General features: G+C 41.3%; 10 protein-coding genes. 6 read left to right on the top strand and 4 right to left on the bottom strand.

Features of this window, described 5'->3' with window-relative positions; genetic code table 11:
- Window positions 1–100 precede the first annotated feature (100 nt).
- The 4 genes from MusilaSJ_RS04040 to MusilaSJ_RS04025 all read left to right on the top strand — a co-directional run bounded on the left by MusilaSJ_RS04040 (window position 101) and on the right by MusilaSJ_RS04025 (window position 9,305).
- On the top strand, window positions 101–4,000 hold the full coding sequence (locus MusilaSJ_RS04040) for a DUF5977 domain-containing protein (protein ID WP_274988785.1): 3,900 nt from the start codon (window positions 101–103) through the stop codon (window positions 3,998–4,000).
- Window positions 4,001–4,077: 77 nt separating this feature from the next.
- Window positions 4,078–7,725 (top strand): DUF6443 domain-containing protein, encoded by a 3,648-nt coding sequence (locus MusilaSJ_RS04035; RefSeq protein WP_274988784.1) that lies wholly within the window; start codon window positions 4,078–4,080, stop codon window positions 7,723–7,725.
- Between the two features lie 2 nt (window positions 7,726–7,727).
- Window positions 7,728–8,126 carry a hypothetical protein gene (locus tag MusilaSJ_RS04030; RefSeq protein ID WP_274988783.1) on the top strand — a complete coding sequence of 133 codons (399 nt, stop codon included), beginning with the start codon at window positions 7,728–7,730 and terminating at the stop codon, window positions 8,124–8,126.
- 420 nt (window positions 8,127–8,546) lie between these two features.
- Window positions 8,547–9,305: a hypothetical protein gene (locus MusilaSJ_RS04025; protein ID WP_274988782.1), complete on the top strand. Its 759-nt coding sequence runs from the start codon at window positions 8,547–8,549 to the stop codon at window positions 9,303–9,305.
- A 213-nt stretch (window positions 9,306–9,518) separates the two neighbouring features.
- Here the strand turns inward: MusilaSJ_RS04025 and MusilaSJ_RS04020 are convergent, their stop codons facing one another.
- The 4 genes from MusilaSJ_RS04020 to MusilaSJ_RS04005 all read right to left on the bottom strand — a co-directional run bounded on the left by MusilaSJ_RS04020 (window position 9,519) and on the right by MusilaSJ_RS04005 (window position 13,191).
- Entirely contained in the window at window positions 9,519–10,181 is a 663-nt protein-coding gene (locus MusilaSJ_RS04020; RefSeq protein ID WP_274988781.1) for a hypothetical protein, read from the bottom strand.
- 4 nt (window positions 10,182–10,185) lie between these two features.
- A complete protein-coding gene (locus tag MusilaSJ_RS04015; protein ID WP_274988780.1) occupies window positions 10,186–11,118 on the bottom strand; it encodes an RHS repeat-associated core domain-containing protein in 933 nt (310 codons plus the stop codon).
- A gap of 20 nt (window positions 11,119–11,138) precedes the next feature.
- Entirely contained in the window at window positions 11,139–12,449 is a 1,311-nt protein-coding gene (locus tag MusilaSJ_RS04010) for a hypothetical protein (RefSeq protein WP_274988779.1), read from the bottom strand.
- Between the two features lie 340 nt (window positions 12,450–12,789).
- On the bottom strand, window positions 12,790–13,191 hold the full coding sequence (locus tag MusilaSJ_RS04005; protein ID WP_274988778.1) for a hypothetical protein: 402 nt from the start codon (window positions 13,189–13,191) through the stop codon (window positions 12,790–12,792).
- Between MusilaSJ_RS04005 and MusilaSJ_RS04000 the strand changes: the two genes are divergently transcribed.
- Together MusilaSJ_RS04000 and MusilaSJ_RS03995 are read left to right on the top strand one after the other, a co-directional pair.
- The gene (locus MusilaSJ_RS04000; RefSeq protein ID WP_274988777.1) at window positions 13,178–13,477 is read left to right on the top strand and encodes an Arm DNA-binding domain-containing protein; all 300 of its coding nucleotides are present in this window, start codon (window positions 13,178–13,180) and stop codon (window positions 13,475–13,477) included. The two genes, MusilaSJ_RS04005 and MusilaSJ_RS04000, sit on opposite strands and share 14 nt — an antisense overlap.
- A gap of 368 nt (window positions 13,478–13,845) precedes the next feature.
- The gene (locus tag MusilaSJ_RS03995) at window positions 13,846–14,271 is read left to right on the top strand and encodes a prepilin-type N-terminal cleavage/methylation domain-containing protein (protein ID WP_274988776.1); all 426 of its coding nucleotides are present in this window, start codon (window positions 13,846–13,848) and stop codon (window positions 14,269–14,271) included.
- The last annotated feature ends 31 nt before the right edge of the window (window positions 14,272–14,302 follow it).

The following is a 14,302-nucleotide window of genomic DNA, read 5'->3' as shown; positions in this document are numbered from 1 at the left end:
ATAGCTTTTCACGACATGTTGATTTAATGAATGCAACAATTGTAACAAGCAACATAATTTTACATAATAAAGCCTTTTCACTCACTTTAACCTAAAGACTATGTTTTACCGTTTATTACTGGTATTATTTTTTACTTCATTTATACAGGGAACCCTCCAGGCCCAATCTGATTATACGCATAATTTTAGTATGCACTCGCCGAATGCATATGCATTCAGCAAGATTGACAATATACCAATGAATAACTTCACTGGGATGGCGAATATAGATTTGCCATTATATGAAAAAAAGATGTCGGTTTTGGATTTCAGCATGCACATGGCTTATACCGGTGCCGGTGGTATTAAAGCGAGTGAATATACTAATATAACAGGGAGGGGCTGGCTGCTTCGTGCTGGTGGAGCCATTGTCAGGCATACAAGGGGTATTCCAGACGATTATCAAACCAATGAAACTTCATCAAATGGAACCCCGATCACCAAGTGGAATGGTGTTTTATACAACAATGGTATAACATATAAGGCAGATGGTGATAGTAGGATATCCAATACTGATCCAACCTTTAATTATGCTGACGGAACGGCAGATTCACAGCATGATATTTTTGAATTTAATATTCCGGGGAAATCAGGCAAGTTTTATATCGGTAAAGACAAGCAGGTGATAGTAGTACCTGATAGTAAATTGAAAGTCATTCCCAATTTCACGAGCACTACTGAATTTAAATTAGCCTCGTTCCTGATAATTGATGAAGCCGGAATTAAATATTACTTTAATCAGACTGAGGTAACCGAAGAAGAGGATCCTAATCCGGGCCTGACTCCTACCGCTGTCTATTATATGAAGGAGTATCCATCATCTTGGTTATTAACTAAAATAGAAGCGCCGTTTAGCGAAGAATCGATTACGTATCAATATATACCCAGGCAAATATGGACAGGAGCCGGAATGACAGGAGTGTATAGTAAACGGTCAGACATGCCATCCGGGAGTATTTCAATTTCTGGAGGACTCGGAGCAAAAGAAGCAGATCTTCAGAGTATTACTTTTTCAGATCAAACAAAAATTAATCTAAATTATTTTTTGGATGGTACCGATCCAGCTACGTCACCTTTATTAAAATCGATTGATATACTTAACCCCCAGCAGGAGATTGTAAAATCCTATTATTTGAAATATCTCTATTGGGATTCCGGCACTACTGCCAATTATACCAATACACAAACCACAACAAATACATATTTTGCTACGAAAAGGAATGACTATTTAAATGCTATTGACCTGGTAAGCAGCAATAATAATAATCAGACAATTTATGCTTTCGATTATTTTTTAGATCAAAACTTAAATGAAACTGTTGTGCCTCACAGCACTTTTGTGAATAGTTCATACATAGAAGCTGGTCTGGATTTTTGGGGTTATTACAATGGGAAAACCAACGCCACTGCTTCAACAAATGCTACCGCTTTTGTGATACCCACTCCATTGGGGCCGGCTGCAGATAGAACGCCTGATCTGAATTATGCAAGACTAGGAGCATTAAAAAGAATCATCTATCCAACAGGCGGCTCTGAGGAATTTCAATACGAGTTAAATGACAAACGAGGAAGTAGTGGCAATGTAACTATAGCCGGATTACGTATAAAAAGACGGATTTTACATGACGGGATAGACCCACAGAATGATATCATCAAACAATATAATTATGTGGAGACTGACGGTTTGTCTTCCGGCTTTATAGGGGAAACGCCGGAATTTACTTTTGTTAAAAATGGTTACTATGATGATGGAGGGTGGCCATCTAATCCTCATGTAAAATATACTATAACAACTTCGTTTACAAATCCTGTAAATCCGTTGTCCAATATCGACGGAAGCTTTGCCGGTTACAGGCGAGTGGAAGAAGTGCTGCAAAATGGCAGCAGCAACAACGGAAAGATTGTATATGAGTACTCTGATCTGAGCTATACTACTCTTTGGAGCCCGAAGGATTATTATCCCTACCGGCCGGTGGACCGGCCTTACTGGGCTGTGGGACTACCGGTGACTACAACTTATTTTTCTTCAACCGGGGCGATGACCAAGCGGATTGTAAATGAATATAACATATTTCAGCAACAAAAGATTGATGATAACTACAGATCATTATATATGTCAAAGGATGGAGAAGTTGATGTTTTAAATACTAGTGGGAGTTCTGACCCTTACGCGATCAGATTCATATACAAATTCAATAATTATTATCCTGTAACGGGGAGAATGGAGTTGAAGGCTACACATGAATATAACTATCCGTCAACAACCGAAACAGCTTCCAGCGAACTGCTTACCCAAAATACGTATGATCCGAATTATTTTTTGCCCCGCACATCGTCACAACTAAATTCCGATGGAAATGCAGTAACTAAATATTTTTATTATCCATTTGATTACAGTCTTGGCGGTTCGTTATCTACACTTGTTACTAATAATATCATTGACCAGCCGGTATTGACAGAGTGGTGGCTAACCAAGCCTTCGGGCAGTTACCTGATACAATCAAATGTTACGGAATATCAGACGCTAAGCAGTGGAGTTATCAGACCGCTTAAAACGTACACGGCGCGGTTGACAAAGCCTTTGCTGGGCACCCCTGGTTCATTCTCGGGCACTGTTCTGTTGCCTGCAGATCATAATTTCAAACCTGTCTTAACATATAATAGTTACGATAGCAAGAGCAGGCTTGTTGAATTTGAGAACCAGGGAGGCATTAAAACTGCTATTATTTTAGATAAATCTGGGAATACGCTGGCTAAAGCTGATAATGCATCGTTTAGTACGATTGCTTACTCTGGGTTCGAAACGGATGATTTAGGTAATTGGACTTACACGCCGGCCGGTATTTCATCATTGTCAGGTAAATCAGGTTTAAAAAGCTATAATGGTACTATTACGAAAAGCGGTTTATCATCCGGCAATTACAATGTAAGTTTATGGGCAAAAGGAAGCGGTTCAGTAACAGTAAATGGCGTAAGTACTGCTATTAACGGTAATTGGAATTTATACAAATGGGTACTAACCGGTATTACTGCGGTAACCATTAATACAAATGGTAATTTAGTTGACCAAGTAGCTTTAAGCCCGCAAACCGCACAAATGACTACAGCTAATTATTACAAAGGAATTGAGCTTGAAAGCACAACCGATGCCAATAATCAAAGCAGCTATTTTGAATATGACGACTTTACACGTCTTGTTAATCTTAAAGATCCGAACAATAATATTATTAAAAACTATGCCTATAATTATGCTGCCCCAATTTCAAATATAGCACAGTCTGCAAGCTTTCTGAAAAATGATTGCCCCGCGGGTAATTATATACCCGGTCCGGCGGTAAGCTATACAGTTCCTGTCGGCAAGTATACATCTTTGATATCTCAGGGAGATGCCAATGCGCAGGCTTTGAGCGATATTAATGTGAAAGGTCAGGCATATGCTAATGCAAACGGTACCTGTGTGCTGAAATATTATAATACGGCTTTATCTACTCTCTTTACAAGGAATAACTGCGCAGCCGGTACGGTACCAGGACAGGTATATTACGTTGTACCCGCCCAAACCTATAGTTCGCTTATTTCACAGGCTGATGCTGACAACCAGGCCCAAAACGAGGTTAACGCAAATGGTCAAAATTATGCCAATGCCAATTGTGTATGCGCCATCACGATAACAGTTACGTTTAGTAACTCCACATCGGATTCTATCGGGATAAATTTTTCAACGGGACTGAACTTTTCCGCAGGTACCGGATATAACAAAAGTTATGTATGCCCTCCGGGTTCATCTACACTTGTATTACCTGCCGGTACTTATAGCGTATCTTTTTCTACCATTGGTTCAAGCAACAGCCATAACTTTTATGTGGGCGGAAGGACAGCGGTTGCCGGGAACCATGTTAGTTTTAGTAATGTCAATATTAATAATGGTACCGGATCTGAAAAAAATATTGGGATCTACTAAAATAACAGATTACCATTATCAAAACCAATACCTTAAAACTGAAAATAATGAACGCTAATCATATCACAATAAAATCAATGCTCAAACAATTTTATTTTGTTTTGAGCTTTACACTTAGTGCGCTCGCCTTAAAGGCACAAACTGGTACATACCTGGCGCCGCCGGCAACGTATACTGCCACGTTGGCTGCTGGCTCGTATTATAATTATTCGGGTATTACACTAAATCCTACGTTTAGTTTTGCAGCAGCGGCAGGTAGCAGCTTAAATTTGTATATAGCTAATCCCGACTGCCAACTGCTAACAAACAATTTTAGTCAGAGCAAAAACTACATCGTTACCAGCACACCACGTACAGCAATGAGCTCATTTAGTACCACGGGCAAAACCAGCTGTGATATCATGCAAACGGTACAATACTTTGACGGGTTGGGCAGAGAGCTTCAAAACATCCAGGTAAAGGGTTCGCCGTTAGATAAAGATTTAGTGCAACCTTTTACTTACGACGTTTTAGGCAGGGAAGTAAGAAAATACCTGCCTTATGCAGCAACTACGGCTGATGGCGGGTACAAAGCAGACGCCCTTGCAGCAGGTGCGGGCGTGCTGAATTTTTATTACCCCGCTGGTAGTACAGCAGCTTCCGGAGCCCAGCAAAGCAATGGAATAGTGTATAACCCCCAACCCTTTGCGGTAACCAACTTTGAGCCATCGCCATTGAACCGGGTAACAGAACAGGGTGCGCCGGGGACCGACTGGCAACCGGTAGCCGGTAATACCACTGGGCATACCGTGAAAATGGTTTACAAATTCAACAATGCACTCCCCTTAAGTGACACTGCTAACAGTACTGCGGTACTGCTCTATACTGCAACAGTCAACAGCGATCTTACCCGCACCCTATCCAATAACAATGGTGCCGTCTATCCGGCTAATCAATTATCCGTGAGGGTTTTAAAAGATGAAAACTGGAAGAGCGGCCGGGGCGGTACTACCGAAGAATATAAAGACAAAAATGGGAATGTTGTGCTTAAACGTACATTTAATTATATAGGAGGTGTATTGCAGTTTTTATCCACTTACTATGTTTACGATGATTTCGGACAGCTTGCCTTTGTACTGCCGCCGCTGAGCAGTGCCGATACCGGGTTGCCTGTAAAAGCGACGCTCGACAACCTGTGCTATCAGTACAATTACGATGAGCAGGTCCGGTTAATTCAAAAAAAATTGCCTGGCAGGGACTGGGAATTCATGGTATACAATAAATTGAACCAACCCGTACTTACCCAGGATGGTATACAGCGGTTAACCAACCAATGGACAGTGACCAAATATGATGCCTTAGGCAGGGTAGTTATGACCGGATTGTGGAATGCAGGCGCTGTAATGGCACAATCTACTTTACAGGCCAATATTTATGCAGCCGTTCAATGGGATACCCGCGATAAAAGTGATGTAAATATAGGATATGTCGTCGGCAATAATCCTGCTGTCAACAGCTATCCAGCCATCAGCACTTACCTGAGCATAAACTATTATGACGACTACAGCTTCAGTAATATTACCGGGCTGCCCCCGGTGTTTAATACCATGCCATCTGGAGCAAGCAGCCAAACCACAGGTCGGCTTACCGGCCGGAAAATAAATGTACTGGGTACCGCTAATATGCTTTGGGACGTAAGTTACTATGATAATCTCGGGCGCAATATCCAAACCTACAAACAGCACTACCTGGGTGGCGGCACACCAAATATAAACAACTATGACGTAATAACCTTTAGCTATGACTTTACGAATGCGGTAACCACGACAACACGTAAACATTATAACACCACCAGCACCACAACTCCCGTGTTAACTGTAGCTAACGTTTATGTTTATGACCACATGGGCCGTAAAACGCAAACATTTGAACAACTTAACGGCGGAACCAATGTATTACTAAGTGAGGCAGATTATAATGAGCGTGGTCAGCTGAATATAAAACACTTGCACAGTACCGACGCCGGTGTATCTTTTTTGCAAAACACAAGCTATGCCTATAATGAACGCGGCTGGCTTTCGAAGATCAATGATCCGAATGTGGCTCCCACCCCCGATAAGTTGTTTAGTATGGCACTTAATTACAATACGCCGGTACAGGCGAATAACGGGAGTCCGCGATATAATGGCAGTATCTCAGAGCAGTTATATAACAAGGGGAGTATAGGGCAAAAATTTGTTACCTTTGGCTACGATCAACTGAACCGCTTGACGGCAGGTAATTCGGCAGAGGCATTCAGTGAAAACAACATTACATACGATGCTAACGGGAACATAAAGGGGATGACCCGTTTTGGGCCAAACAGCGGCACCCTCAGTTATATCTATAGCGGCAACCAGTTACAAACTGTTACCAGCAATAACAATAGCATAACCCGGAACTACAGCTATGATGTTAACGGAAATGCGACCAGCGATGGCCAAGGGAGTACCATCACCTATAACCTGCTGAATTTACCGGCCAGCGTGCCCGGCAAAAACTTAACTTATACCTATGATGCTGCCGGCAATAAGTTGAGAAGAGTAAGTGCCGGGGCATCAACTGATTACATCGGGGGAATTCAGTATAAAGCAGATGGCACGATAGACTTTATCCAAACTGAAGAAGGCCATGCGCTTAGGTCCGGAAGCAATTATATTTATGAGTACCGGCTGATTGATCATCTTGGCAACAACAGGGTAACGTTTGACCAGACAAACGGAAAGGTTGGCGAAGATGATTATTACCCCTTTGGCCTGAACGTGCACCGCCAGCAAAATGGAGGAAATAAATATCTTTACAATAATAAAGAGTTCCAGGATCAGCTGAATGTATATGATTATGGTGCGAGATTTTATGATCCTGCGATAGGTAGGTGGGGAGTGCCAGACGCATTACAGGAGATTTATGAAAGTTTTTCTCCTTATGCGTATGTATTAAATAACCCTGCCGGCTCTGTTGATATAGATGGTTTATGGACGCAAACGGCTAATGGATGGACATCAGATAATGCCCAGGAAGCGCAGGATTTTTATAGAGCGCTTCAAATAGCAAGTAACAATGGAGGAACAGTTCAATTTGTTAATGGCACTGGAATAGATAATGAGGCATTCAGGATGATTTCAGATGGCGGCCAAATAAATTTGACCCAGATATTCTATAACAGCGATGGGAAAAAAGCTAAGCCGATGGATGGGGCGCCTGAAATAAGTACGCCAAATTCAGAGAATGTCAATCAGGGGGACGACTACACGCATGATCCTATGTTTTATGCTAATGCGATAGTTGGGTTTGCTGGCGCTGGTTTGTCTTATATTTCTAATGCCCATATTGTAAATGATGTCTATCATTTACAAAAAAATGGTATAGTAAGATCTGTTTTCAGTGCGGTTAAGAATAATTATTTTGTCAATAAATCGTGGAGTGAAGCTTTAAATGATGTAGCGAAATATGATAAATACGCGAAGGGATTAGCTTTGGTTAGTGCCGGTCTTACTGTTGCTAACGTTATTAATAATCGTGCAATTAAACCTTCAGACTTGATTAATGGTGCAATGGCCGGAATATCAGTTTCAGGATTTGGTAGTTTGATAGCGGGGGGGTACTTTTTACTGGATATTGGTTTTAAGGTAACAACGGGCAAAAGTATTGGAGATAGGATAGATGAATCATTAAATACGCCCAATCACGCTTTAGTAAGTTGGTAAAAATGAAAAGAATATTGAGATATTATTTAATTGGTTTCTATGCATTATTTAAAGCCAGAGACAACGATGATAAAGCAGTTAACAGTGCTATATATTATTATTGTCTTCACTGGGTTTTAATTGGAGGAATACTTTTAGTATTTACATTGAAAATTTTTCCGGAATATAAAATATTACAATCAAAAGCCAATTATAAAACCTATTTTGAATGGTTCAAATTAATCCTTGGAATACTAATATTTATAACTTATCTGTATTTTTTTGAAAAATTAAAGAGGATTATAGTAACTGATGAGAAGAAAGATATGAAAGTTAATCCTTTTCAAAAATGGATATGCTATTCCACATTGCCATTTCTCATAATAATACTTGTTTTAGTAATATGGTTATCCAACTATTGAGTCGTTATAATAAAACTGCAATTGGGTAGGAAGGGCCAAACTGGAGTGTCGCACTTATGCGGTTGTGCTGGTGACAGTGTTAATCCAGTAGTAGTGAATGTGAGTAAGTAATACGCAAATCCCGGTTGTTAGTTCATCCGGGATTTTGTTGTAAACGGGTTATGGTGATTACTTTTAACATAAACTTTATTTTGGGGGTTTTGACAAAATAACTGCGACAATTGGTTCCCTCAACTGGCGTGCGGTATTATCATTAACGATAAATAAAAATAGAATTATATTCTTCTTAATTTTGCCAAGCCGAGAGGAAACATACTTCGATGGTATGTTACCTTGTGCAGCCCAGTTTCGGTTGGTGTTGTGAGGGTTGTTAATTGGCTTCTGTCGAAGCCATGTCGAGAGGAAGCTCCTGCTTCATTTATGCAATTATTTATTACCTTAATCACCGCAGCCTGTAAAAAAGGCGGCAATTCCATAGAAACAGCAGATACCAAGCAGTCTGATTCGGCAATAATTTCCACGGCTGGTTTACAGCCTGCCAATAGTGCAAACCTTTTTGACAGCGTTGGCGTTTGGCATAATACCGGCCTTAATTATGTGCTGGCTTACCTGAATGACCGCAAACAAACCAGACTGGAGCAGGTAAATCAGGCAACTATTATGTTTGGTCATGAAGTAATGAACATCGAAGCCAGTCCTAAAATGCTTGCCTCATTGAACCGGGTGTTGGCTGATTCGGCGGCTCATTTCCGAAACATCATTGCCAAAGCGCCGCTCTCTGCAGCAGCAAAGACCTGGCTGCAAAAGCTGTTTGAAACCGTTGAAAAGGCCAATCCACAAAACCCGGATTATACCTTGCTCAAACAGAATTTGATTGCCATTGAAAATGATGTAGCGATAGACGCAAAACTGTCTTTAAATGAAAAGCAGGCAATACTTGGTACGGCGTCGGTTGCACGTTATTCCGCTTACTACTGGCTGAATTTTCAGGGGTTTAATCCCGGTAGCATAGGTAAGCTGAAAAACATAATCAAGTTTATTGCACAGGTGACAAGTGATATGGCTGGTGTTGTTGAAGGGTTTATTAATACCGGAACTTCAGGAGGTATGATACAACAGGCCATTGATACAAGTTCGGCAATGGCAATATTGGTGATCTATAGTATTCCCTTGCCGTAATATTTCCATAAAAAACGCCCATGCGGAATGTATGGGCGTTTTTTATGGAAATATTCGCTATAAAAGTTAGATTTGATAAACAATTTTTCGGAAGACATCCTTCGCAGTATTCAGGCACCATGAACAACATGTCTGTTTTTTTATACCTATTAAAAACACTTTAATAACCTAACTGACCATGCCCGACATTTTTGGCCAGTTAGGTTGATGGCATTATAGATCAATGTTCAAATCGTGCATAAATTTTTGTTTTTGGCTCTCATCGGTAGTTAAATACAATTCGCAGTTCACACAACCCATCTTCAATGAATGCACTATATCTAAGGGAACAGAATCATCGTATGCGATTCCTCGTAGACGCTTCAAATTCTTTATATCATCAATAAGAGTATTGCTTCGCTTATTTTGGAACTTAACGTTATTAAATTCCAAAAACTTAATTTCTGTGTCCTTCAATAAGTCAAGCCGATCAACAAATACTTGATTTAACCTAAGATAAGTTAGCCCTGTTAATTTTGCAACCCATGTAGGCAATTCACAATACTTCTCTTGGAGTTTTTCGTATTGATGTGACGGTTGAAGTACTAATCTTTGTATCGATCCAACTTCTGCATAATGTTCCATCCACCATTTTCCTTCATTAAACACAGGTGTTGCAAACACCATAAACAATTTTCCATCCAAACTAATCAACGAATAGTCAATGGTGGCTTCTATAATTTTTGCACGGCCATTCAAGGGCCCAAAATCCGCGTTTACAGTATTATATGTGAGCACCGTGCGGCCAGATGTGTCTTTGCTATTTTGTGCCATTGTTTTTTTTAAAGAGCAGATCAATATTATCAATAAAAATATATTTTTTACTTCTTTCTTCATCTTGTTAAAAAATATTATGAATTATCAACGACGGTGTCCAAGTTGGAACCGTTGGTCTGAAATCTATTGCCACTCCAGGAAAACTCATTTCAACCAAAGCTCTAAATTCGCGTTTGAACTCTGACTCCATTGAAGGTGATCCTCGTAGGCTTCCATTAACCCATCTGGTATTTACCCGTTCCCGAATATCATCCACCATAGCGGCTAATGCGTCGCTTAAATACGATAATTTATAATCCAATGTTTGACCTTGTAAAAAAGACCCGTAAGGAATCCAAATGTTAATATTGTTAACTTGAACATGTTCAACTTTGTATGCGCCATGGAGAATATCAAGCTGAATATAATTTTCGGTGTAAAAAATATTGGTGTTGATTAAATTATCTCTCACTCTATAAACAAAAACATTCGGAGAGGTTGGGAACATCATTGGGCCACTTTCCTGTTCGGTATTATCGTACGATATAAACTTACTTTTCCCTAAAACACCACCCCATTTGTCAGGATTTGCTTCAGTCCAATCTATCCTAAAACCACCGTCTTCAAATTTGGCACGCCTTACCGCTTCCATGGCATCGTCAACATTATCTATCAATCCGCCGCCATCTGCATCATACAATTTGGTCGCACCTGCTCCACCACCAGATCCATCAGCATCATTGGTAAGCCAGGCTCCGGTAATACCACCACCGTCCGTATTCCACATGTCATTGCTGCCGCGCAATTTAAAAGCTGCTCTCATTCTTGCGTTGAAATTAGGATCAGAGAAAGGACTTGCTTCTGCTGCCCCTGGGTTACTCATGAATGAGTAATACAACGACTGCGCATAATTACCTTCCGGATCATTCATCATGATAGGGTTATTGTTGGCATACTGGTAAATGCTCATGGATTCTGTTGCTTCTGCCATTGGGTCTGCAGCAATAAACCTGCTCAATGCCGCATCGTAATTGCGGTTCAGTGTTTGGTAGTAATCCGGCGCACTACCGTAATCATTCTGCCATTCGCTGTGCCGCCGTTATACAGGTTTTTGTTCGGAGTTGTAGGCAAAGTCATGGTGTTGGTGATAGTCATGCCCATTCCGTAATAGCTGTTCTCCTGTCTAACCACCGGTACGCCGGCAGTTGTACTTTCTTCAAAGCTGATCCTGGCATTGCCCTGCTGGTCTTTGATGATATATTCGGGTTTTAAAGAACTGCCCGTATTACGCACCCGGCCTTCCGGCATCGGGAAATAACTTAAGGAGTTACCAATATACACAAAGCCGTCAATATAATCGGTGGTTACTACAGGGTTTGTATTATAATACAGTTGTTTCCTGATTACCGACCCGGAGGCATCATAGGTATAGTCAATATGTTGATTGGTACCCGCTGTTACCGTGATCACATTGGTCTTGTTCAGGTCATTATACGTGATCCCAAGTCCTTTGTAAGGATCTGCCGTCAGGTTACCCACGGCATCATAGGCATAGTTTCCTGTGCCGCCTTTGAAACCGCCAGCATTACCGCTGGCATCTGTTACAGATTTCAGCTGATTAAGATTCGCTGTATCATAGATATAGCTAAGGTTGTCTATGGTGCTAATAGAAGGAGTTCCGGGTGTAGAGCTTTTCCTGGTTAAGGTTTGAATGTTGCCGTTGCTGTCATAAAGGCCTACATTTTCGTCAAAGCCGCCAACATTACTCCCGAAAGTACCTGTGGACGCTGTTGCCCGCTCGGCATAGCTTTCGCCTTTGTAGCGGTTAACGGCGTCATAGGTATATTTATAACTTCGTTCGACACTGCTTACGCCGCTTCCGTCCTTGCTCATCCATTTTATGGCCGATAGGTTGCCGTTATAGTAAGCCGTATTACCAATATTGGTATCGGCACTATCATACAGGAACTGCATCCCGAAAAGGTCGTTGCTGTCATCATTGGTATAACCGCTGCCACTGCCGTTATCCAGGCTCAGCTTGCTGTTATTGATGCTCAGCAGTTCGCCCCTGATGGTATACCGGTAATCGACAGACTGCATATAGGTCGATCCGCCGTTGGTGCTATGGAGTTTCTTGTCTACCAGTTGTCCAAGTTCGTTATACACATAGGAGGCTATCCTTATAGCCGTTGCGCCGTTATAGCTCTGGTCGATACTGTTAATTCGCCGCATCGGGTCATAACCGATAGTAGTTACAACAGAGGTGGTATTGCCCGCCACTACTTTCGACACTTTGGTTTGAATAGGACTACCAGAAAAATCATATACATTGGTCTTGATGTCGCTCACAGTCGTGGTCAACTGCTGTCAACACGCGGAGAGAGGTTGTTGTCTACGCCACCGAGATTATACAATACCCGCGCATCGCCGCCGCTGTAACCAGCCTGTAATCTCGTGACCAGCGTAATGTACTTATGCAGCGGTTGGTGATAAGCCAACTGTAGTGTACTGCCTGTGGGCGCCTGCTCTTTTTGCGAAAAGCCTTTAAACAGGTCTATTGTTGCTTTGGCTGAAAAGCCCTTGTATAGTAAGGGTAGTGTGGGCCTTAGTTTGTTGATCTCATAACTTAGTGACGAAATACTCCAGTTGCTTTGCAGTGGCGCAAACTTCAGACTGTATGTTTCTGTAGCTAAAATATAGTACGGTCATTGCGGAGTGCCGTGGTAAAATTCAAACTGCTGTACCAGCTTAGCGGGTAGTGCAGGGACACTTCGTAGTAATTGGTTTTTACTTTCGCGGTGTTGGGATATAACCTTCCTTCATCATCTACCCAGTTACGTTTGGGATCAGGCTGCAGGCTTTCTACTTTTCTAAAGTAAGTCAACCCCCAATCCAGCCGTTTTGCAGTGTTACGATACTTTACAAAGAAGTCGCTGCCTTCCGTACCTGCGGGCATACGATAAGCAATCGTAAAATGATGATTCTCGAATAGATCACTAAACCCACCTTGCGCCAAACCGCCCACCTCCGGGAACTTGAATTGTCCCTGGTAATTGAGATAAGGCTGGTCATTTGGTGTGCATTTCACCATCAAAAAGGAAAAGGCGAAAGACGGCGTGACCAACGTCTATGCCGTTGTAACTGTTAACAAAGAGCGCCTGCGATTTGCTTTAAAGCACTACGTAAAGGTCGAAAATTGGGACAGCGGAAAAGGTGGCTTACGCATAAAAGTACCGGAAGCCAAAGAAACGAACGCTTACCTCGAACAAGTTGAGTTTACTATCACTACCTATTATCAGCAATTGCAGATTGCTGGTAAAGAGGTCCCCTCCTGGTTTCTGACACGCGCTGTTAATTACGGGTTGCAAAAATGCTAATACTTTTAGTATTTTTGCAAATTATTTCTACATTTGTTTAATGACCAAAAATTTGCTTTTATTTTGGGTAGTCGAAATTCCGTGAGTAACTGTATTAAAGTATATTAACGTAGTAACATATCGACTGAAATGAACTCAAACAGACTGCTTTTGGCGATATTGCCGGAACCATAGCAAAAAATATGCGAAAAGCAGCTATTCAGCCTAATGCTTTATGCCAGTGTAAATACTGATATCCGGGGGATATTTTTTGTTGCCATAAGGAATCCAAGCTAATTATTCGGTAACATTATTAATATTTAATCACTGATTTTTGATTTTGTTTGCGTTAAGGGAAATATTGTTTAGCTTAGCACTGAGTTTAAATAATGAAATTACCTAAATTGAGATCACAAAGACGCCTTCCTGCGTATACACTTACCGAGATTCTGGTTGTACTGGTAATCATCGGTATCCTTATTTTACTGATCCTGCCAAACCTGCTGCCGTTAATTACGAAAGCCAAAACTACAGAAGCTAAATTACAGCTTAATCATTTGCAGTTGTTGGAAAAGACCTATTTCTATGAACATTCCAAATACTCGAAGGATTTGGCGGAGTTGGGTTTTATCCAGGAAAAGTTGAGCACAGAAGGCAAGGATGCCAAAGCTAATTACCGGATCGAGATCGTCAATGTTTCCAGTTCCGGCTTTACGGCGAGGGCGACTTCTGTAGTGGATTTTAACGGTAATGGTACGTTCAATGTCTGGGAGATTGACCAGGACAAGAACCTAAAGGAGGTAACCCCCGATTGACGTGGTGCTGTTTTTAAAGTTGATGATCCTG

This window comes from Mucilaginibacter sp. SJ, from assembly GCF_028993635.1.
GTDB lineage: Bacteria > Bacteroidota > Bacteroidia > Sphingobacteriales > Sphingobacteriaceae > Mucilaginibacter.
Note: the sequence above shows the minus strand (reverse complement) of the source record. Positions and strands in the feature narration are given on the sequence as shown.

Bases quoted from the DNA above. Each gene is read 5' to 3' on its own strand.
- MusilaSJ_RS03995 (WP_274988776.1), top strand. From the start codon at position 13,846: ATGAAATTACCTAAATTGAGATCACAAAGACGCCTTCCTGCGTATACA.
- MusilaSJ_RS04035 (WP_274988784.1), top strand. From the start codon at position 4,078: ATGCTCAAACAATTTTATTTTGTTTTGAGCTTTACACTTAGTGCGCTC.
- MusilaSJ_RS04020 (WP_274988781.1), bottom strand. From the start codon at position 10,181: ATGAAGAAAGAAGTAAAAAATATATTTTTATTGATAATATTGATCTGC.
- MusilaSJ_RS04005 (WP_274988778.1), bottom strand. From the start codon at position 13,191: ATGGTGAAATGCACACCAAATGACCAGCCTTATCTCAATTACCAGGGA.
- MusilaSJ_RS04030 (WP_274988783.1), top strand. From the start codon at position 7,728: ATGAAAAGAATATTGAGATATTATTTAATTGGTTTCTATGCATTATTT.
- MusilaSJ_RS04040 (WP_274988785.1), top strand. From the start codon at position 101: ATGTTTTACCGTTTATTACTGGTATTATTTTTTACTTCATTTATACAG.
- MusilaSJ_RS04025 (WP_274988782.1), top strand. From the start codon at position 8,547: ATGCAATTATTTATTACCTTAATCACCGCAGCCTGTAAAAAAGGCGGC.